The sequence below is a fragment of the Kitasatospora sp. NPDC034035 genome, from assembly GCF_055575755.1.
The window spans coordinates 1-20509 of sequence record NZ_JBVISA010000018.1 but is presented as its reverse complement, the minus strand read 5'-3'; the positions used below and the strand labels follow the sequence as shown (position 1 = coordinate 20509).

Sequence of the window (20509 nt, the reverse complement as noted above, 5' to 3'; positions counted from 1 at the left end):
CGCTCGCTTCGTTCGCTCATGCGGCGGGCTCCGGCGTGAGTCCGCGCTCCCGCAGCCAGGCGAGCTGGGCGGGCGGGTTGGCGCCGCAGCCGCCGCCGTGGTCGGCGAAGGGCCAGACCGTCATGGTTCGGTCCTCACCGGCATAGTGGTTGAAGGCGGCGTAGACCGTGGAGGGCGGGCAGACCGGGTCCATCAGGCCGACGCTGAACAGGGCCGGCGCGGTGGCCCGCTGGGCGAAGTTGACTCCGTCGAAGTAGTCAAGGGTGTCAAGGGTCTGCTGGACGCGGTTCGGGCTGTGCCAGCGCAGGTACTTGACGATCTCCTGGTACGGCCCCTCCCCGGCGATCTGCGCTGCCTGGCGGAAGTGGCACAGGAACGGCACGTCCGGCATCACCGCCGCGACGCGGTCCCCGGTGAGCCCGGCGACGGCGATGGCCAGGCCGCCGCCCTGGCTGCCGCCGGCCAGCAGGATCCGGTTGCCGTCGAGGCCGGGCAGTCGGGTGACGGCGTCCACGGCGCGCGCGCAGTCGGTGATCAGCCGCCGGTAGTAGTGGTTCTCGGGGAAGTCGATGCCGCGGGTCATGAAGCCCTCGGCCCACTGGGTGCCGTCGCCCTCGCCCCGGTCGGGGGTGTCCCGGCCCTGGCCCCGGCTGTCGACGACGAGTTGGGCGTACCCGGCGGCGGACCAGAACAGGTGCTCGGTGGGCAGCCCGCGGCCGCCGGAGTAGCCGATGTAGGTGACGACGACCGGCAGTGGCCCCGCCACGCCGCGCGGGCGCAGCAGCCAGGCGGCCACCGGCTCGCCGTTCCAGCCGGGGAACCGCACGTCGTCCACCTCGACGGTGCGCAGTCCGTACTGCGCGGTGACGCGTTCGACCTTGACCGCCCCGCCGTGCGAGCGGGCGTCGGCGAGGCTCCGTTGCCAGAAGTCGTCGAAGTCCTGCGGGGCGGACGGCTCCGGCCGGTAGCGGACGAGTTCGTCGAGTCCGAAGTCTGTGAGCGGCATGGCGGATTCCTCCGGATAGAGCGATGACGAGCCGGTGTGGTGGGGCGAGCAGCGGCATGGGGACGCCTCCGGGCGGCGGGGTGACGGAAGCGAACGGGTGCGGCGCGGAGCGCCGGACAGGTGAGGGTGGCGGCCCGCCCACCCCATGGGCGGGCCGCCGGTCCGTGGGGCGACGGTCCTCAGTCGGCCTGGCCGGCCCCGCCGAAGCGGAAGGCGGCGAGGCGGACGTCGCCGTGCAGGGTCAGGCTCAGGTCGTGCGTACCGTCGAGCGGGGCGGCGAGTGCGGCGGTGGTGACCGTCCAGGCGTAGCGGTCGCCGGTGACGGGCACGTCGAGTTCGGCCAACAGGCGGTTGCCGGCGTGGACTTCGAGCCCGGCCCGGACCGGTCCGGCGTCCTCGCGGGCGGTCTCCACCGTGATCCGGACGGCTCCGGAGAGGTCGACGTCCCGGAAGAGGAGCGTCGCGGGCTGCGCGGGATCGGTGGGCGTGACCGCGTCGCCGTCGGTGCGGTCGGCGTCGACGATGGTGGTGTCCGTGTAGTCGTCGAAGTCGACGGCCGGGGTGCGGCGTTCGAGGACCACGCGGGGCGTGGCCACCGCCCCGAGCGCGGTGAGCGGCGCCGTGAGCACCGGGTGGTCGGAGCTGCGGGCGACGACCACCTCGTAGCCGCCGGGGTCGACGGTGAAGGCCCCGGTGGCGACGTCCCAGTGGGCGAGCCGGTCGGCCGGCAGCCGGAACGTCAACTCCCGCTCCTCGCCGGGCTCCAGGTGGACCTTGCGGAAGTCGGCGAGGCGCAGCCGGGGTGCCTCGTAGCGGGCGTCCAGGGCCCGGACGTAGAGCTGGACGACCTCGCTGCCGGGCCGCCGTCCGCTGTTGGCCAGTGTGACGGTGACGTCGACCGACCCGTCCTGGTCGATCGACGGCTGCGACAGGCGCAGGTCGCGGTAGGCGAAGTCGGTGTAGGACAGCCCGTGCCCGAAGGGGTAGAGCGGGGTGGCCCGGTGGTACTGGTAGGTCCAGCCCGCCTTGATGATGTCGTAGTCGAGCGGGGCGGGCAGCGGGTCGTCGCCCCGGTACCAGGTCTGCGGCAGGCGGCCGGCGGGCTCGGCCCCGCCGAGCAGCACGGCGGCCAGGGCGTGCCCCGTCTCCTGCCCGCCGTGGGAGGTCCACACCACGGCGGGCAGGTGCTCGTCGGCCCAGTCGAGGGCGTAGGGGTAGCTGCTCATCACGACCAGGGCCGTCTCCGGGCGGACGGCGGCGACCGCGTGCAGCAGTTCCTCCTGGCCCTCGGGCAGGTCGATGTCCGCGCGGTCCTCGGTCTCGCGGCCGTTGACCATCGGGTGGTTGCCGAGGACGACGACCGCGACGTCCGCCGTCTCGGCGGCCGCCCGCGCCTCGGCGATGCCGTCGCGCACCAGCTCGCGCTGCCAGCGCTCGGCATCGTCCGCGCTCTCGGCGGTGACGGTCACCCGGCCGTCGGTCGGGTCCATGGCGGCGTAGCGCCCCGTGAACACGGAGCGGAGCAGCACGGTGTCGGCGCCGGCCGGTTCGAGCCGGAAGGTCTCCTTGACGAACCAGCTCCTGATCACTTCCCGGTCGGCGGCCAGGGCGTCGTCGTCCTGAAGGCTCAGGTAGCGGCCGGTGTCGGCGGCGCACAGGGTGAAGGCGCCGCCGCCCCAGTCGGTCACGTCGTAGGCGGACTTGCCGAGCAGGTCTCCCGTGGTGCGCGAGCGCAGGGTGATCCGGTCGGCGCCTTCCACCCGGACCACTTCGGCGCCGTGTGCGCCGACGGCCTCGGCCAGTCCGGTGGCGATGCCCACCTGGTACGGCATGGTGCCGCTGTACCAGTCCTCGAAGAGCGTGTCGGAAAGCGGGCCGATGACAGCGATCCGCGGCGTGCGGGCCGGGTCGAGCGGCAGCAGGCCGTCGTTCTTGAGCAGCACCGTCGACTCGGTCGCGGCCTGCCGGGCCAGGTCGCGGTGCTCGGGGCAGTCGATCACCTCGGGTCCGGTGTCGGCGTAGGGGTCCAGCTCGGGGTCGAACTCGCCGAGGCGGAAGCGCAGTTCGAGCTGCCGCCGGACCGCGCGGTCCACGTCGGCCTCGTCGATCAGTCCGCGTTCCAGCGCTTCGCGCAGCCGGCCGACCGGAGTCGCGCTGTCCTCGCCATGGTCGGTGAAGCTGTCGATGCCGGCCTTCAGCGCGGCCGCGTGGGACTCGGCGTGGTCGTCGAAGTAGTGCTCCGGGTCGACCAGGTTGGAGGGGCCCTCGGCGTCGCTGACCACGAACAGCTCGTGGCCGGTGGGCTCGGCCCAGCGGCGCAGCTCCGCCTCGATCAGCGGGCTGACGTGGCAGGGTCGGCCGTTGACCAGGTTGTAGGCGGCCATCGCGCCGGTCGCGGCGCCGGAGGCGACGACCGGGCGGAAGGCGGCGAGGTCGTACTCGTGGAGCACGCGGGGGCGTAGCGAGGAGGAGGTGGTGCAGCGGTCGTCCTCGTTGTTGTAGGCGAGGAAGTGCTTGAGCACGGGGGCGGTGCGCAGGTAGGTCGGGTGGTCGCCGGCGAGGCCCCGGCAGAACGCCTCGCCGACCCGGGCGGTGTGCACCGGGTCCTCGGAGTAGCCCTCCTCGTTGCGCCCCCAGCGCGGGTCGCGCAGCAGGTTGAGCACGGGGGCCCAGGCCTGCAGGGAGTTCGCCCCGCGTTCGGTGGTGCCGATCGCCGGCGGGCGGTGGTAGTGGAAGGCGCGCAGTTCGGTCGAGACCGCCTCGGCGACCTCGCGCACCAGGTCCTCGTCCCAGCTGGCGCCGAGGCCGACGGCCTGCGGGAAGACCGTCGCCACCCCGAGCCAGGAGACCCCGTGCAGGCCCTCACTTCCGGTGCGGAAGGGGGCGACGCCCAGGCGCGGCACGGCGGGCGCGTACTGGTGCAGCATCGCGAGCCGTTCGTCGAGCGTGAGCCGGTGGAGCAGGTCGTCGACACGCTTGCGCAGGGGAAGCGTGGGATTGCGGAAACCGGGCAGGCCGGCTGCGGACGCGGGCACGGAACTCACGTGGAATACCCCTCGGGCGGGCTGGGCTCGGCGTCGTTCATCGAAGCGCTTCGACGTTGACAGGCTCCGAAGTGACTGTCAACTCCCCCGAGCGCAACCGATTTTGCATTTGTTCAGCCTCTTGCTCAACCGGTAACGCATCGTTAGTCTCGGCGAAACATCCAAGCGCTTCGACGCTTCCGACGCTGCGACGGAGAGGGGCCACGCCACCATGAGCTGTCGCTGCAGATGGCGGTCGTGGTCCTCACCCTGGTACCACTGGTGATCGTGAACCCGTTCGTGCAGAAGCACCTGCGTACCGGTGTCCTCATCGGCGCGATCAAGGGCTGAGTCGTCCGCCCGGGCCAGCCGGGCCCCACGGACCCGGAGCGGTCCCGCGCGGACCTCCCCGGCGCACGGCCGGGACCGCTCCCCACCGGAACCGACACGAAGGAACCAGAGCGATGGTGACACTCGCCGATGTGGCCAGGCACGCCGGCGTCTCGTCCAGCACGGTCAGCTACGCCCTCAGCGGCAAGCGCCCGATCTCCGACGAGACCAGGATCCGCGTCGAACAGGCCATCACGGACCTCGGCTACCACCCCAACGCGGGTGCCCGGGCCCTGGCCGGCAAGCGTTCGCACATCATCGCCCTGGTGGTGCCGCTCCACCCCGAGGTGCACGTGCCCACGATGATGGAGATCGCCATCGCGGTCACCGTGGCGGCCCGCGAACACGGCTACGACGTCCTGCTGCTCACCAACGACGAAGGGCCCGAAGGCGTCCGCCGGGTCGCCGCCACCGGACTCGCCGACGGCGTCATCCTGATGGACGTGCGGCTGGACGACGACCGCGTCCCGGTCCTGCGGGCCGAGGACATCCCGGCCGCCCTCATCGGCCTGCCCGACGACCCCGCCGGACTCTCCTGCGTCGACCACGACTTCGCCACTGCCGGCGCCCTGTGCGCCGACCACCTGGCCGACCTCGGCCACCGCGACATCGCCTTCATCGGTTACAGCAGCGGCGTCTACCGACGGCACGCCGGCTACGCCGAGCGCACCCTGACCGGCTTTCGCGCCCGCGCCGAACGACGCGGCCTGCGCTTCCTCCACCGCCCGTGCGAAGGCACCTACGAGAGCACCGCCGGCACCCTGGCCCGGATCCTCGCGGACCGCCCGGACACCACCGGCTTCGTCGTGCAGAACGAGGCCGCGATCGGCCCGCTGCTGAGCCTGCTGCGCGCCGGCGGGCGAACCGTGCCGGAGGACGCCTCCGTCATCGCCATCTGCCCCGACCCGCTGGCCGAGCAGCACTCTCCCCGGCTCACCTCCGTGACCAGCCCCCGGAAGGACCTCGGGCAGGTCGCCGTCGAGCAGGTCATGGCCAGGATCGCCGCGCGCGCCGCGGGCGACGATCCGGAGGACCGGCTCCTCCTGATGCCGCCGGAGCTGATGGTCCGCGAAAGCACCGCCCCGGCGCCGCACCGAAGTTGACACCACGACGAGAGGGACGGTTCCCAGATGGACATCCGCCGGCTCACCGACCGCCTCGGCGGCCTCGCCTACGGCGGGGACTACAGCCCCGAGCAGTGGGACGCGGAGGTGTGGAAGCAGGACGACGAGCTGATGCGCCGGGCGCGGGTCAACCTCGCCACCGTCGGCGTCTTCTCCTGGGCCCTGACGGAGCCCGAGGAGGGCCGCTACGACTTCGACTGGCTCGACGCCCACCTCGACCGGCTGCACGCGGCCGGCGTCGCCGTCGACCTGGCCACCCCCACCGCCTCCCCGCCGCCCTGGTTCAGCCTGGCCCACCCGGACGCCCTGACGGTCCGCCCCGACGGCGCCCGCCTGACCCACGGCAGCCGGGACACCTACTGCCTCGCCGCGCCCGCCTACCGCCGGGCCGCCCGCCGCATCGCCGGCGCCCTCGCCGAACGCTACGGCGACCACCCGGCGCTCGCCCTGTGGCACGTGCACAACGAGTACGCGACCCTCTGCTACTGCGACCACGCCGCGGCCGCTTTCCGGGTCTGGCTGCGCGCCCGCCACGGCTCCCTCGACGCCCTCAACGAGGCCTGGGGGACGGCCTTCTGGAGCCAGGGCTACAGCTCCTGGGAGCAGATCCTGCCGCCGCGCGCCACCCAGTGGCACAAGAACCCCGGCCAGGCGCTGGACTACAGCCGCTTCTGGTCCGACGAGACCCTCGCCGCCTACCGCGAGCAGCGCGACGCGATCCGCGCCCACAGCGACCGCCCGGTGACGACCAACCTCATGCTGCCCGGCTACCAGAACCTGGACCTGTGGGCCTTCGGCCGCGAGGTCGACCTGGTCTCCGTCAACCACTACCCCACCGCCCCCGGCATCGACGCCGCCGCCCAGGCCGCCTTCGACGCCGACCGGGCCCGCTCCTTCGCCGGCGGCGCCCCCTGGCTGCTGATGGAACAGGGCACCAACACCGTCTACGCCGGCGGCCGCGTGCTCGCCAAGGAACCGGGTGAGATCCTGCGCCACTCGCTCGCCCACATCGCCCGCGGCGCGGAGGGCGCCCTGTTCTTCCAGTGGCGCCAGTCCCGGGCCGGCGCCGAGCAGTGGCACTCGTCGATGGTCCCGCACGCCGGGCCGGACAGCCGCACCTTCCGCGAGGTCACGGCGACCGGGGAGGCCATCGCCCGGCTCGGCGAACTCGCCGGCTCCACCGTCCGGGCCGAGGTCGCCGTCCTGCACGACTCCGACGCCTGGTGGGCGATGAACGTCGACGGGCTCCCGTCCTGCGAGCTCGACTACCTCGCCGCACTGCGCCGCGCCCACCGGGCACTGTGGGACGCCGGCCGGACGGTCGACTTCGCCCACCCCGAACACGACCTGAGCCGCTACCGGGTCGTCCTCGCCCCGGCCCTGTTCCTGCTCACCGACGCGGGCGCCGAGAACCTGCGCCGCTACGTCGCCGCCGGCGGCACCCTGCTCGTCCAGCACTTCGGCGGCACCGTCGACGCACGCCTCCACGCCCGGCTCGGCGGCTACCCGGCCGCACCGCTGCGCGAGGCCCTCGGCATCCGGGTCGAGGAGCACCGTCCGCTGCGGAAGGGCGAGGAGATCGCGCTGTCCGACGGCTCGACGGCCACCTCCTGGAGCGAGTCCCTGCGCACCGAGGGCGCCGAGGCGCTCGCCGCCTACACCGAGGGCATGCTCGCCGGAAGCCCGGCCCTGACCCGCCACCGGTTCGGTTCCGGCCGGGGCTGGTACCTCTCCACCCGCCTGGACGACCCCGGGTACGCCGCCCTGATCGGCCGTCTGCTGGCGGAGGCCGGGGTCGTCCCGGAGCTGCCCGGCCTGCCGGCCGGCGTCGAAGCCGTCACCCGGCACGCCCCGGACGGCCGGGGCTGGCACCTGCTGCTCAACCACCGCGCCGACGCCGTGCCGCTGCCCCGGCCGGGCCACGACCTGCTCACCGACGGCACCGTCGACGAACTGGCCCCCGGCGGCTGCGCGGTCCTGCGCGCGCTGAACGCGCCCCGCGTCTCCCCCGCCCCACCGAGGAAGCGTCCCTGAGCGACCCACGCGAGACGATCCGCCGGGGCCACGACGCCCTGGAGCCGGAGACCGGCCCGGGCGACCGCGAGCCGAACTCGGTTCGGCCATGCCTTCGTTCCCATGTACGACGCCAACGCACACGGTGACCGGCACCACCGCCTGATCAACCGTCCTGCCCACCCCGTCCTGTCCACCCCGCCCTCCCCACCCCGGCCGTCGGCCCCTCGGCGGCCGGAGTTCCTCACGTCCCGAGGTGAACCCATGGTCCCGCTGCCCCCGCGCGTCCTGTTCGGCGCGGCCTACTACCACGAGTACCAGCCGTACGAGCGGCTCAAGGAAGACCTCGACCTGATGACGGAGGCGAAGTTCACCGTCATCCGGGTCGGCGAGTCCGTCTGGTCCACCTGGGAGCCCGAGAGCGGCCGGTTCGAGTTGGACTGGCTGACGCCGGTGCTCGACGGCGCCCACGAGCGCGGTATCTCCGTCGTCCTCGGCACCCCCACGTACGCCGTGCCGCCGTGGCTGTCCCGGCAGTACCCGGAGATCGTCACCGAGCAGGCGACCGGCCGGCCGATGGGCTGGGGAGCCCGCCAGGAGGCCGACTTCTCCCACCCCGCCTTCCGCCACCACGCCGAACGCGTCACCCGGGCGATCCTCGCCCGCCACGCCTCGCACCCCGCCGTCATCGGCTTCCAGGTGGACAACGAGCCCGGTCTGCGCCTGCCGCACAACCACGGCGTGTTCCAGCGCTTCGTCGACCACCTGCGGCACACCTACGGCGACGTGGAGACCCTCAACCGGGAGTGGGGCCTGGTCTACTGGTCGCACCGGCTCTCCACCTGGGCCGACCTGTGGCGACCCGACGACAACCAGCAGCCGCAGTACGACGTCGCCTGGCGGGCGTTCCAGGCCCGCCAGACCACCGAGTTCGTCGCCTGGCAGGCCGACATCACCCGTGAGTACGCCCGGCCCGACCAGTTCGTCACCACCTGCCTCGCCTACAACCACCCGGCGCTGGAGGACGACGAGATCACCGACGCCCTGGACGTCACCGCGGGCAACCCGTACTACGACATGCAGGACGCCCTCGCACTGCCCGACCCCACGCCCGAGGACCACGAGCAGTGGTGGAAGACCGCCGGCGTGTGGGCGCTGTACCAGAGCGCCGACCGGATCTTCTCCTCCCGCCAGGAGCCGTTCCTGGTCACCGAGACCAACGCCCAGGCCATCAGCGGCACTTCGGAGAACCGGCCGGCCTTCGACGGCCAGTGGCGGCAGGCCGCCTGGGCCCTGGTCTCGCGCGGCGCGCGGATGATCGAGTACTGGCACTGGCACACCCTGCACTTCGGCGCCGAGACGTACTGGGGCGGCATTCTGCCGCACAGCGGCAGGCCCGGCCGGGTGTACGCCGAACTCGCCCGCCTGGGAGCCGAGTTCGAGACGGCGGGGGCGCTGGTCGCCGGACTCGACCCGGACGCCGACATCACCATGGTCTACTCGACGCCCAGCAAGTGGCTGATGCAGAAGTACCCGCCGCTCGCGAAGCCGGACGGCAGCCCCGACCCGGCCTCCTACCACCGCGTCTTCGACCCGTTCTACCGCGGCGCCTTCGAGGCCGGCCGCCAGGTGCGGATCCTGCACGCCCGCCAGCTGCACGACGCCCGGGGGGAGCGCCACGGCGTGGCACCCGACGTGGCCGCCCGGCGCCACCCCGTCCTGATCGTCCCCGGGCTGTACCTCGCCGAGGACTCGCTGCTGGACTGGTTCGCGGCCTACGCCGAGGCCGGCGGCCACCTCGTGCTCGGCCCCCGCACCGGCTACGCCGACCACGAGGCCCGGGCCCGCCACGAGACCGCCCCGCCACGCCTGACGGCAGCCGCGGGCGCCTGGTACGACGAGTTCAGCAACCTGCCCGCGGACCTCCCGCTGCGCGCCGTACCCGGCAGTGCGCTGGCGCTTCCGTCGGGCACGACCGCGACCCGGTGGGTGGAGGGCCTCACCGCCACCGATGCCACCGTGCTGGCCGGGTACGACCACCCGCACTTCGGCCGCTGGTCCGCCGTCACCACCCGCGCCCACGGTGCCGGCCGGGTGACCTGCGTGGGCACGGTGCCCGGACGCGACCTGGCCCGGACGCTGGCCGCCTGGCTGGCCCCCGCCGCCGCCAGTGGCTGGCGTGACCTGCCCGCGTCCGTCACCGCGACCACCGGGACGGCCCCGGACGGGCGCCGCGTCCACGTGGTGCACAACTGGAGTTGGCAGCCCACCCGCGCCCAGGCCCCGGTGGACCTGACCAACGTGCTGGGCGGCGCCTCGGTGCCCGCCGGCGGGTCGGTCTCCCTCGGCGCCTGGGACGTGCGGGTCTTCGTCGCCGGCTGAGGACGGAAAAGGTGGAGGGGCGATGGGCCCCGCCGGGCCCACCGCCCCTCCACCGCTCGGCGGCCGCGCCGCTACTGGGCCGAGAAGCGGTACACCGTCCTCGACCGGTACTTCTCCCCCGGGCGCAGCAGGGTGGAGGGGTAGTCGGGCCGGTTGGGCGAGTCCGGGAAGTGCTGGGTCTCCAACGCGATGCCCGCGTGCGCGGCGTACCGGCGGCCGGATCGACCGGTCAGCGAGCCGTCGAAGTGGTTCCCGGTGTAGACCTGGAGCCCCGGCTCCGTGGTCAGGCACTCGACGTGCCGGCCGCTCACCGGGTGGCTCAGCAGGGCGGCCCGGCGGAACCCCGTGCCGCCGAGCACCCAGTTGTGGTCGAACCCGCCTCCGGCCGCCAGGAGTTGGGGGTTCTCCGCAGTGATGCAGGTACCGATCCGCCGGGCGCGGCGCAGGTCGAACGGAGTGCCGGCGACCGGCTCGACCGGGCCGAGCGGGATCAGGTCGCCGTCCACCGGGAGGTACCCGGCGGCCTCGACGCGGAGCAGGTGGTCGAGCACCGTTCCGCGGCCCTCGCCGGCCAGGTTGAAGTACGCGTGGTTGGTGAGGTTGACGACCGTCGGCGCGTCGGTGGCCGCCTGGTAGGTGATCGAGAGCTCGCCACCGGAATCGAGCAGGTACGTCACCTCGGCGGTGACGGCCCCCGGGAACCCCTGGTCCCCGGCGGGGCTGCGCAGGCGGAAACGGACGCCGACCTGCCGGTCCGCCCGGACCGGAACGCCGTCCCAGAGGCGGGTGGCGAAGCCGTCCGGACCACCGTGCAGGGTGTGCCCGGTGAGCTGGGTGGCCAGCCGGTACGTCGCGCCGTCGAGGGGCAGCACACCGCGCGCGATCCGGTTGGCATAGCGGCCGACGGTCGCGCCGAGGTACGACGCTTGGCCGAGCAGGTCCTCGATGCTTCCGCCGCCGAGGACCACATTGGCCGTCCGCCCGGCCCGGTCCGGCGCGTTCAGGGCTTGGAGGCGGGCGCCCAGGCTGAGCACCTCCGCCGTCACCCCGGCCCGGGAGCCGAACGTCCAGCGGGTGATGCGCCGGCCGTCCGGCATGACCCCGGCGACCTCCTGGGCCACCATCAGGTCGCCGGGGGAGACGAGTACGTCTCTGGGCACGGGCTGCTCTCCGTTCAACGGGGTGCGGGAAAGGAGTTCGGGATGAGGGGTTCAGGATGAGGCGAGGTCGTCGAACACTTTCCTCGTCCTTGGTGGGGAGTCTGCAGGGTGGCCTGTCGCCGGTGCGGTCGTCGGCCGGGGCAGGGCAGAGCACACCGGCGACAGGCTCCGTTCCGCCACCTCTCCCTCTGAAGGGCGGAACGAGTGGCCGTCGGCCAGGCAAACGGAAGCGGGATGCGGTGGCCTGGCCGACGGAGTGGGAAGGGCGTTGTCGTCAACGCTCACGATGATTGTTAGCGCTAACAAAGATGCTGTCAAGGCAGGTCCGCGACCGGAGCCCGCGATCCGGGTGATCGGGGCCGCTGCGGATCGGCTACCGGTTCACCGTCGGAGGGCCGGGCCCGCGCTGCGGCGCAGCACGAGCTCCGGGGTGATCTGCGCATGGGTCGGCGAGGGGGCGGTGCTCTCCAACTCCCCGACGAGCAGTTCCAGGGCGCGGCGGCCGAGTTCGCCGAAGTCCTGGCGCACGGTGCTCAGCGGCGGGATGAAGTAGGCGGCCTCGGGGATGTCGTCGAAGCCCACCACGCTGATCTCGTCGGGGACCGACCGGCCGGCCTCGTGCAGGGCGCGCAGCAGGCCGAGGGCCATGTGGTCGTTGGCGCAGAAGACGGCGGTGACGTCGGGGAGTTGCGCGATCCGCAGTCCCGCCTGGTAGCCCGAGCGGGCGCTCCAGTCGCCGCGTTCCACGTCCGGCACGGGGGCTCCGGCCGCCTGCAGCGTGAGGCGCCAGCCCTCCTCGCGGTCCTGGCTCTCCACCCAGTTGGCCGGCCCCGCCAGGTGGTGCACGGTACGGTGCCCCAGGTCGAGCAGGTGCCCGGTGGCCTCCCCGGCACCGAAGCGGTTGCCCACCGACACCATGGGCACCCGGGTCTGGTTGCCGGACCCGACCGCCACGATCGGCACCGAGCTGGAGAGCCGAGCGACCGCACTGACGGCGGAGGTCTGCGGCGCGATCACGACGACGCCCTCCACGCCCTGGTCGCGCAGCCGGTCCACGGCCTCCTGGACCGACCGGCCGTCCAGGGAACGCAGACTGGCCACGCTCACGAAGTAGCCGGCGCTGCGCGCGGCCCGCTCGATGCCGTCCAGCATCGAGGCCGGGCCATAGAGCGTCGAGTCGAAGCTCACCACGCCGAGAGTCTGCGAGCGACGGGTGACGAGCGCGCGGGCGGCGGAGTTGGGCCGGTAGTCCAGCTCCCGTATGGCCGCCAGCACCCGGTCCCGGGTGCCGGGCCGCACGTGCGGGGCACCGTTGAGCACCCGGGACACCGTCTGATGGGACACCCCCGCCAGCTTCGCCACGTCCGACATCACGGGCTGGCGCTGTTCCGTCCCGGCACTCTCGGTTCCCACTCGCAGTCCCCTCCTCGGCGCTGTCGACCACAGTACGCGACCAGGTCCAGGCCAATTCGTCACCCTCGGTTCAAAGGGCGGCTCCCTTCATACCAGCCACGCAGGGTGCTCACATCTGTCTACATTGCCAAGTTAACGCTCACATCCGCGCCACGGAGGTGAATGCCGAGATCACTGTCCCGCTGCCCGCACGGCGACAGCGAGCGGTGAGGGGTTCGGCACTCAGCGCGTTCGGATCAGGATCGGATCGGTGAGCGGTCTCCCCTCCGCCCGCCTCTCCGCGCAGACCTCTCTCCATGCAGTCCTCTCTCCATGCGGTCCTCTGCGCGCAAGAGAGGTTCCGGAGTCCGGTGCGGAAGGCGGGAACCGACGGGGCCAGGGCGATCCCCGAGCGCGGAAACCTGCCGACCGCCCGGGCGCCGGACCGGTCAGGCCACCGCTACCGGGAGCCCGACCAACTCGGCGGAGCCGCTGCGGTTGTGGCGCTCCTGCCACTGCTCCAGGGCGGTGCGGCAGGCGTGGTCGAGGTGGCGCACGCCGGAGAGGTCGAGCCGGACGGGCCGGTCGGCGGGCAGTTCCTCCAGGGACTCCAGGGTCTCCAGCAGCCGGGGCAGCCGAAGGAAGGTGGCGTTGCCGTGCAGGGTCACGCGCACGGCACCGTCGGCCGGATCGACGACCGCGATGTGGAGGTGCGAGGTGTCCCAGGCACTCTTGAGCACCGCGAGGAGCAGGCCGAGCAGCACGCCTTCGAGCAGGTTGGTCACCACGATGGTCAGGGCGGTGACCGTCAGGATCGCCGCTTCGCCGCGATCGGCCCGCCAGAGCGGGCGCAGCGTACGGACCGGGACCAGCTTGGCGCCGGCGTGCACCAGGACGCCGGCCAGGGCGGCGAGCGGGATGGCGGAGAGCGCGGCCGGGAACAGTGCGGCGAAGAGCAGCAGCCACAGTCCGTGCAGGACCCGAGAGGCCTTGGTGCGGGCGCCGGCCTGCACGTTGGCAGCACTGCGGACGATCACGGCGGTCATCGGGAGCGCGCCGAGGATTCCGCAGACGGTGTTGCCGACGCCCTGCGCGAGCAGCTCGCGGTCGTAGTCCGTGCGCGGGCCGTCGTGCAGGCGGTCGACGGCCGCGGCGCTGAACAGGCTCTCGGCCGAGGCGATCAGTGCGAACGCGAGCGCCGTGCCGAGGACGCCGAGGCTGCCGAGCGCCGCGAGTTCGGAGCCGCCGGGCAGGTGGACCACCCCCGCGAGACCGGCCACCCGGACCCGGGCGACGGGCAGGTCGAACAGCGCGGTGACGGCCGTCGCGGCGGCGACGGCGGCGAGCGGTGCGGGCACCCTCCGGACCCGGGCGGGCAGACGCGTCCAGAGCAGCAGGACCGCCACCGTCGCGGCGCCGATCGCGGCGGCGGCGAGGGCCTGCGGGCCCCTGGCGACATCGGCGGCCAGGCCCGGGAGGCCGGCCAGTTTGGCGAGGCCGTCGGCCGGTCCCTTGGCGTCGGCCAAGGCGTAGAGCTGACCGGCGATCAGGACGAGACCGATCCCGGCGAGCATGCCGTGGACGACGGAGACGGATATCGCCCGGAACAGTCGGCCGAGTCGGGCCGCGCCCATGGCGAGTTGGAGCAGGCCGGCCACGGCGGTGATGACGCCGAGGGTGGCGAGGCCGTGTTCCTGGACGGCGGCGAAGACCAGCACGGTCAGGCCGGCGGCGGGGCCGGACACCTGGAGGCTGCTGCCGGGCATCAGCCCGGTCACCAGGCCGCCCACGATGCCGGTGATCAGGCCGAGTTCGGCCGGTGCACCGGAGGCGACGGCGACGCCCACGCAGAGCGGGAGCGCGACCAGGAAGACGACGATGGAAGCGGGGAGGTCAGAGCGCAGAGTGCTCAGCCGAAGGGCGGGACGACGGGTCATCGGGTCCTCGGGAGAGTAGCGGTGCGGACGGTGTCGGTCCGGAGGGTGGTGGTGGCGCCGCGGGGCGCGGGCTTTGCTGGGCTGGGGGCCGTGGATCACCGACGGGGCACCCCGATTCGCAGCGGCTTCACAGCGGACTCACGCGAACTCACAGCGGTAGGAAGAGGTTGCTGTCGGGCCGGTGGGCGAGCACCAGCCCGGTGTGGATCTCGTAGAACCAGCCGTGCAGCCGGATCCCGCCCTCGCGCAGCCGCCGCGCGACGGCCGGGTAGCCGCGCAGCCGGTCCAGCTGGGTGAGGACGTGGCGCTGCACGGGCCCGGCGACCGTGGGATCGAACACGTCCGCGCCGTCCGCGCCCAGGTCGGCCCGGTCGGCCTGGCGCAACCAGGCACGGACGGCGGGAACGACGCTGAGGTCCTCGCCGCGGACCACGGCGCCGACGGCACCGCAGTGCGAGTGGCCGCAGACCACGATGTCGCGGACGCCGAGCACCTCGACGGCGTACTCGATGGTGGCGGCCTCGCCCGAGGCGAGCTCGTCCCGGTAGGCGGGGACGATGTTGCCGGCGGTGCGGAGCTCGAAGAGGTCGCCGGGGTCGGCGTTGGTGATCAGCGCGGGCACCACGCGCGAGTCCGAGCAGGTGATGAAGAGGGCCTGGGGTGCCTGGCCGGCGGCGAGGCCGGTGAGTTCCCGGCCGGTGTCGCCGGCGCGCTGCGGGAAGGCCCGGGCCCGGTCGATGAGCGGATCCATGGGGTTTGTGCCTCCTTCGTGACCCCGGCGGTTTCGGCCGGAGGAGCGATGGACGGGGCGGTGCCTCGGAAACGTGCGTTCCAGGCGGAAGGGTGCGTCAGCACGACGGGCGCGGCACGCCGCTGGGCCGCGTCGCCATCGGAGCCGCTCCGGCGGCCTGATGGCGCGTCAAGAGTGAGTAAAGCACGGCCATGAGAAGAGTAAAGACGCGTTCCGGGCGCAAGTTGTGCCGATCTCGTTAACATCCTGTTGCCTCGAACGGCAGGGAGCCTTCCGCTCTGGAAAGCCGCCACCCGGACGCGCGCCCTCGGGAGGTGCTCCCGTGCCTCCCGCTCACGGCTCGGCCGAAAAGTTTCCGAACGGGCGGCAACCTCCCCCGCGACGGCGGCAACTGACAGGCGACACCGAGGGCGTCACGCCCACGGATCGTCCGATCCCACCGCCGACCGCCGGCGCGCACCCCGACCAGACGGGTGTGCGTCAGCGGGGCCGAAGCAAGGAGTAGCACCCATGAACGAGACGGATCCCACCGCGGACGGCCGTGGCCGGCGCACCCGCGCGGCCGGTGGCGTGCGGCGTCCCCGTGGGCGCCACCGTCGGCGCTGGACCACGCTGGGCCTGGCGCTGGGCGTGCCCGGGGTGCTCGGCCCGTACCTGCTGTTCGTGCAGGCCGACTCGAAGGCCGCCTCGGTGGACCCCGACGCCTACTACACGCTGGTGTCCGTCCGCAGCGACAAGGCCCTGGACGTGCCCGGTGCGGACGCCGCCGACGGCGCCTGGGCCCGGCAGATGAACCGCGTGGCCGGGGCAGTGAGCCAGCAGTGGCGGCTGCGGCTGGCGGCGGACGGCTACTACGAACTGGAGAACCGCAGCAGCCGCAAGGTCCTCGGGGTGCGCGGTGACTCCGCGCAGTCCACCGCCGCCGTCGAGCAGCAGAGCGACCACGCCTCCGCCGCGCAGCAGTGGCGGATGGCGGACGCGGGGGACGGCGCGGTGAAGTTCGTCTCCCGCGCCAGTGGCATGGTGCTGGACGTGTGGGGCGGTGGCAAGGACGAGGGCGTCCCGCTCATCCAGTACGCGGACCGGGGCGCCACCAACCAGCAGTGGAAGCTGGTGAAGGTGTCCGGTACGGGCGGGTACACCTGGCACAACGCGCAGATCGTCGGCGGCGGGTTCGTCACCGGACTGGTCTTCAACCCCGCCCGCAAGGACCTGCTGTACGCCCGGACCGACATCGGCGGCGCGTACCGCTGGGACGCGGCCGCCGGACGGTGGACCTCACTGACCGACTGGATCGGCGGGGCGGACTGGAACCTGCTGGGGATCGAGAGCCTGGCCACCGACCCGGTCGACCCGAACCGCCTGTACCTCGCGAGCGGCACCTACACCAACGACTGGGCGGGCAACGGCGCGATCCTGCGCTCCACCGACCAGGGCCGGACGTTCCAGCGCACCGACCTGCCGTTCAAGCTCGGCGGCAACGAGGACGGCCGGTCCATGGGCGAGCGACTGGTGGTGGACCCCGACAACCACGGCACGCTCTACCTCGGCACCCGCAAGAACGGCCTGTGGCGCAGCACCGACTACGGCGCGACCTGGAGCCAGGTCGGCGGCTTCCCCGTCAAGGACGGTGCGAGCAGCGGGGTCGGCCTGTCCTTCGTGACCTTCGGCCCGTCCGGCAGCCGGACGATCTACGTCGGCGTGGCCGACAAGTCCACCTCGCTGTACCGCTCCACCGACGGCGGCACCACCTGGCAGGCCGTCACCGGCCAGCCCACGGGGCAACTGCCGCAGCACGGCGTGCTGTCCGGCGACGGCTCGTTCTACCTGACGTACACCAACGCGCCCGGCCCGAACGGGGTGACGGCCGGATCGGTGTGGAAGTACACGCCGTCCACCGGAGCCTGGAAGAACGTCTCGCCGTCCAGCGGCAGTTACGGCTTCGCCGGGCTGGCGGTCGACCCGCAGCACCCGTCGACGGTGATGGTCACCACGCTGGACCGCTGGTGGCCCTCCGACGAGCTCTACCGCTCGACCGACGGCGGCGCCACCTGGAAGGCGTTCGGCGCGACCTCGGAGCGGGACAACTCCGCGGCGCCGTACGTGGGTACCGGCATCGGGCACTGGATGGGCGCGCTGGCCATCGACCCCTTCGACTCCGGGCACGTGCTCTACGGCACCGGGTCGGGCATGTGGGGGAGCAACGACGTGACGGCGGCGGACAGCGGACGCCCGACGCACTGGACCGTCCCGGCCAAGGGCCTGGAGGAGACCGCCACGCTCGGGCTGGCCAAGCCGCCGGGCCTCCCGCTGATCAGCGCGCTCGGCGACGTCAGCGGATTCCGGCACGACGACCTGACCAAGGTCCCCGCGAAGGCGCTGAGCGGGCCGCTGTTCTCCAACACCACCGGTATCGACTTCGCCCAGGCGAAACCGGAGTTCATGGTGCGGGTCGGCCTCGGCGGCCAGCAGCACGGCGCCTACTCGACCGACGGCGGCGCGGGTTGGGCCCCGTTCCCGAGCGCTCCGGTGGCCGACGCGGGCGGCGGGTCCACGGCCGTCTCGGCGGACGGCGCCACCGTGGTGTGGGCTCCGGCGGGCCAGGTCCCGTTCGTCTCCACCAACCGTGGCGCGTCCTGGGCGGCGGCCTCCGGCCTGCCCAAGGACGCGACCGTGGTGGCCGACCGCTCGGCGGCCAACACCTTCTACGCCCTCAGCGGCGGCACCCTGTACGCGAGCACCGACGGCGGGAGGCACTTCACCGCCCGCGGAACCGGTCTGGGCGACGGGCAGCTCAAGGCGGTCCCGGGCGTCGCCGGAGACCTGTGGATCGCCGGCGGGGGCAACGGCCTGCGGCACTCCACCGACGGCGGGGCGAGCTTCCGCAAGCTCGACGGCGTGGAGGGGGCGAGCGCCATCGGTTTCGGCAAGGCGGCGCCGGGCGCCGGCTACCAGGCCCTCTACCTCAGCGGGAAGGTGAAGGGCGTCATCGCACTGTTCCGCTCCACCGACAGCGGCTCGACCTGGGTCCGGATCAACGACGACCAGCACCAGTTCGGCGGCAGCAACATCAACGTCATCACCGGCGACCCCGACGTCTACGGCCGGGTCTACCTGGGCTCCGCGGCGGCCCGTGGTGTGCTGTACGGCGACGTTTCCTGAGGGCGGGCACCAGCACCTGGGTAGGAAGAGAGCACCCGAGACACATGCTCCTCGATGACACGTCGGCGGAGTTCCACGAGTTCTTCGAACGGCACTACGCCGGGTTGGCCAGGTTCTCGTTCCTGCTGACCGGCGAGACGGACGCCGCCGACGACATCGCCGCCGACGCCCTGATCGCCCTGTGGCAGCGCTGGGACCGGCTGCGCGCGGCCGACCACCCCCTGGCCTACGCCCGGGGGGTGGTCGCGAACCTGGCGCGGGAACGGGTCCGCGGCGCGACGCGCGAACGCCGCCGGATCGCCCTGTTCTGGTCGCCGGGTGCGCAGCAGGAACGGAGCCCCGACGTGGCCGCCGTGGTGGACGTGCGGGTGGCTTTGGACCGGTTGCCCTTCGGGAAGCGGGCCTGCGTCATCCTCAGGCACGCCTTCGACCTGTCGGAAAAGGACACCGCGCGGGCGCTGGGCATCTCGGTCGGTGCCGTGAAGAGCCAGACCTCGAAGGGACTGGCCGAGCTGGAACGCCTGCTCGGCGGGCGGGCGGCCGGGGACCTGGCGGCGGAGAGGAGGAGCCGGTGAACGACGAGATCGGCCGGCGGCTGCGCGAGGCCGCCGAAGCCCACCAGCCCGACCGCGACCGGATGCTGGCCAGGGTGCACCGGGGTATGGCGGCGACCCCGGCCCGCCACCGGGTACCGAAGCTCGCGCGGTCCTGGCCCAAAGTGGTGCTCGCCGGCTCGGCCGCGGCCGGCATCCTGGCCGTCGCCGGGCTCGCCGTCGCCGGGGTCCTCCCGGTGGCGCCGGCCCGACCGGACGTCGGGACCACGCTCACCGTTCCGCCCCCGGGTGAACCACCCAGCGCCACGCCCTCCGCGCCGGCCAGTGGCGGTTCGGCCCCGCCGCCGGTACCGGAGCATCCGCAGCGGACCACCACGCCCCGGCCGTCGTCGACCGGGACGAACCCGGCCGCACCGGCCGGTGACCGGGTCTCGGACGGGCCGTTGTCGGCGCAGGGGTCCGTCGATCCGCACAGCACCGTCTTCTGGGCGCAGAGCACCCTCACCCTCGACACCGCCCAGCCGCTGACCGCGCTCACCGTGGAAGTGCGCATCGCGCAGACCGGCGGCGTCGAGAGCACCGGCCAGTGGCAGACCGGGCCCGGCGACGACTTCACCGTCACCGTGCAGGAGAGCGACGGTGCCGTCGTCTACCGCTGGGAGCTCAAGCCGGGCCGAACCGTGCCGGCCGCGCAAAGCCTCTTCGCGGTGCAGTACAACCACACCGCGGGCACGCGCGACGCCGATCCCGACGGCTACGCCGTGCAAGCCACGTCCGGCGACGGCGCGCACGCGGTCCGAGGCCGCTTCACCCCGGGGAAATGAGCGGTCGCCACGAGCGGGTGGCTACGCCTCGGCGGTCCTTCGGTCACGCACCGACGAGGAGGACCTCGTAAGCCGGGCTGGTGGGCGGGGTGCCGCTGTAGATGTGGGAGTTGACGACGGCGAGCTTGCTGCCGACCTTCGCCGCCGAGACGGGCTGGTCGAACAGCGGGTCGGTGATCGTGCCGTCGGGGATGCCGTGGCTCAGGGCGCCGTCGAGGCGCCACCGGCTGATCCTGTCGTCGAGCTGCACCGCCCAGAGCCGGTGCCCTTCGAGCACCAGGCTGACCACGCTGGGCGCGTTGACGCCCGCGATCTCCCGGCTGACCCCGGTGGCCGGGTTGACCGTGTAGACCTTGCCGGGCGTCGTGGCGGCCACGAGCAGCGTGTCGCCGGACGGCGTGGCGATGACGTCGTTCATGAAGAAGTTCCCCGGGGAGCCGCCCGCGCCCGGCCCGCTCAGCGGCAGGGTGCGCGGCGTGCCGAGTGCGCCGGCCACGACGGGCACGAAGAACAGCTGCGGGTGGTACGAGTCGGTGAACCACGCGCCGTACGGCGTCACCGCCACGTCGTTGACGAAGGACGTCTGCGGGTCGCCGAAGGTGTAGTCGGCGACCTTCGCCTTGGTGCGGACGTCGTAGACGTAGGCCTTGCCGCCGGTTCCGCCGGCGACGAACAGCAGGTCGCTGCGCCGGTCGAAGTCCACACCGGCCGCCATGGCACCGGGCGGTGCCTCGATGAAGCGCTCGGCCGTGCCGCGCCGGACGTCTTCGCGGAAGATCGTGCCGGCGAAG

The 20509-nt window shown here is 73.2% G+C and carries 13 protein-coding genes; 6 read left to right on the top strand and 7 right to left on the bottom strand.

Annotated elements, in window-relative coordinates; translation table 11 throughout:
• Positions 1–16 precede the first annotated feature (16 nt).
• Positions 17–1006, bottom strand: coding sequence for an acetylxylan esterase (locus tag ACZ52J_RS24495; RefSeq protein ID WP_465621691.1), 990 nt, complete (start codon positions 1004–1006; stop codon positions 17–19).
• A 179-nt stretch (positions 1007–1185) separates the two neighbouring features.
• On the bottom strand, positions 1186–4041 hold the full coding sequence (locus ACZ52J_RS24490) for a glycoside hydrolase family 3 C-terminal domain-containing protein (RefSeq protein ID WP_465621932.1): 2856 nt from the start codon (positions 4039–4041) through the stop codon (positions 1186–1188).
• Positions 4042–4493: 452 nt separating this feature from the next.
• On the opposite strand from ACZ52J_RS24490, the gene ACZ52J_RS24485 reads away from it, so the two are divergent.
• The 3 genes from ACZ52J_RS24485 (at position 4494) to ACZ52J_RS24475 (ending at position 9938) form a co-directional block, all read left to right on the top strand.
• On the top strand, positions 4494–5522 hold the full coding sequence (locus tag ACZ52J_RS24485) for a LacI family DNA-binding transcriptional regulator (protein WP_465621689.1): 1029 nt from the start codon (positions 4494–4496) through the stop codon (positions 5520–5522).
• Positions 5523–5549: 27 nt separating this feature from the next.
• Positions 5550–7577 (top strand): beta-galactosidase, encoded by a 2028-nt coding sequence (locus ACZ52J_RS24480; RefSeq protein WP_465621687.1) that lies wholly within the window; start codon positions 5550–5552, stop codon positions 7575–7577.
• 243 nt (positions 7578–7820) lie between these two features.
• A complete protein-coding gene (locus ACZ52J_RS24475; RefSeq protein WP_465621685.1) occupies positions 7821–9938 on the top strand; it encodes a beta-galactosidase in 2118 nt (705 codons plus the stop codon).
• A 71-nt stretch (positions 9939–10009) separates the two neighbouring features.
• On the opposite strand, the gene ACZ52J_RS24470 is transcribed toward ACZ52J_RS24475, so the two are convergent.
• From ACZ52J_RS24470 to ACZ52J_RS24455, 4 genes are all read right to left on the bottom strand, one after another.
• Positions 10010–11098, bottom strand: a complete 1089-nt coding sequence (locus ACZ52J_RS24470; protein ID WP_465621683.1) for an aldose epimerase family protein — start codon at positions 11096–11098, stop codon at positions 10010–10012.
• Positions 11099–11479: 381 nt separating this feature from the next.
• The gene (locus tag ACZ52J_RS24465) at positions 11480–12511 is read right to left on the bottom strand and encodes a LacI family DNA-binding transcriptional regulator (RefSeq protein WP_465621681.1); all 1032 of its coding nucleotides are present in this window, start codon (positions 12509–12511) and stop codon (positions 11480–11482) included.
• A 428-nt stretch (positions 12512–12939) separates the two neighbouring features.
• Positions 12940–14427 (bottom strand): SulP family inorganic anion transporter, encoded by a 1488-nt coding sequence (locus tag ACZ52J_RS24460; protein WP_465621679.1) that lies wholly within the window; start codon positions 14425–14427, stop codon positions 12940–12942.
• Between the two features lie 148 nt (positions 14428–14575).
• Positions 14576–15178 (bottom strand): carbonic anhydrase, encoded by a 603-nt coding sequence (locus ACZ52J_RS24455; RefSeq protein ID WP_465621677.1) that lies wholly within the window; start codon positions 15176–15178, stop codon positions 14576–14578.
• 510 nt (positions 15179–15688) lie between these two features.
• Between ACZ52J_RS24455 and ACZ52J_RS24450 the strand changes: the two genes are divergently transcribed.
• Genes ACZ52J_RS24450 through ACZ52J_RS24440 form a run of 3 tightly spaced genes read left to right on the top strand, consistent with a single transcriptional unit; the run spans position 15689 to position 19718 of the window.
• Positions 15689–18340: an RICIN domain-containing protein gene (locus ACZ52J_RS24450; protein ID WP_465621675.1), complete on the top strand. Its 2652-nt coding sequence runs from the start codon at positions 15689–15691 to the stop codon at positions 18338–18340.
• 44 nt (positions 18341–18384) lie between these two features.
• A complete protein-coding gene (locus ACZ52J_RS24445; RefSeq protein ID WP_465621673.1) occupies positions 18385–18915 on the top strand; it encodes a SigE family RNA polymerase sigma factor in 531 nt (176 codons plus the stop codon).
• Complete coding sequence (locus ACZ52J_RS24440) at positions 18912–19718, top strand: hypothetical protein (RefSeq protein WP_465621671.1); 807 nt, start codon at positions 18912–18914, stop codon at positions 19716–19718. Before ACZ52J_RS24445 ends, ACZ52J_RS24440 begins: the two co-directional genes overlap by 4 nt.
• A gap of 43 nt (positions 19719–19761) precedes the next feature.
• On the opposite strand, the gene ACZ52J_RS24435 is transcribed toward ACZ52J_RS24440, so the two are convergent.
• The coding region (locus tag ACZ52J_RS24435; RefSeq protein WP_465621669.1) for an SMP-30/gluconolactonase/LRE family protein at positions 19762–20509 on the bottom strand (748 nt) is incomplete at its 5' end.

Bases quoted from the DNA above. Each gene is read 5' to 3' on its own strand.
- ACZ52J_RS24495 (WP_465621691.1), bottom strand. From the start codon at position 1,006: ATGCCGCTCACAGACTTCGGACTCGACGAACTCGTCCGCTACCGGCCG.
- ACZ52J_RS24485 (WP_465621689.1), top strand. From the start codon at position 4,494: ATGGTGACACTCGCCGATGTGGCCAGGCACGCCGGCGTCTCGTCCAGC.
- ACZ52J_RS24480 (WP_465621687.1), top strand. From the start codon at position 5,550: ATGGACATCCGCCGGCTCACCGACCGCCTCGGCGGCCTCGCCTACGGC.
- ACZ52J_RS24475 (WP_465621685.1), top strand. From the start codon at position 7,821: ATGGTCCCGCTGCCCCCGCGCGTCCTGTTCGGCGCGGCCTACTACCAC.
- ACZ52J_RS24460 (WP_465621679.1), bottom strand. From the start codon at position 14,427: ATGACCCGTCGTCCCGCCCTTCGGCTGAGCACTCTGCGCTCTGACCTC.
- ACZ52J_RS24455 (WP_465621677.1), bottom strand. From the start codon at position 15,178: ATGGATCCGCTCATCGACCGGGCCCGGGCCTTCCCGCAGCGCGCCGGC.
- ACZ52J_RS24450 (WP_465621675.1), top strand. From the start codon at position 15,689: ATGAACGAGACGGATCCCACCGCGGACGGCCGTGGCCGGCGCACCCGC.
- ACZ52J_RS24445 (WP_465621673.1), top strand. From the start codon at position 18,385: ATGCTCCTCGATGACACGTCGGCGGAGTTCCACGAGTTCTTCGAACGG.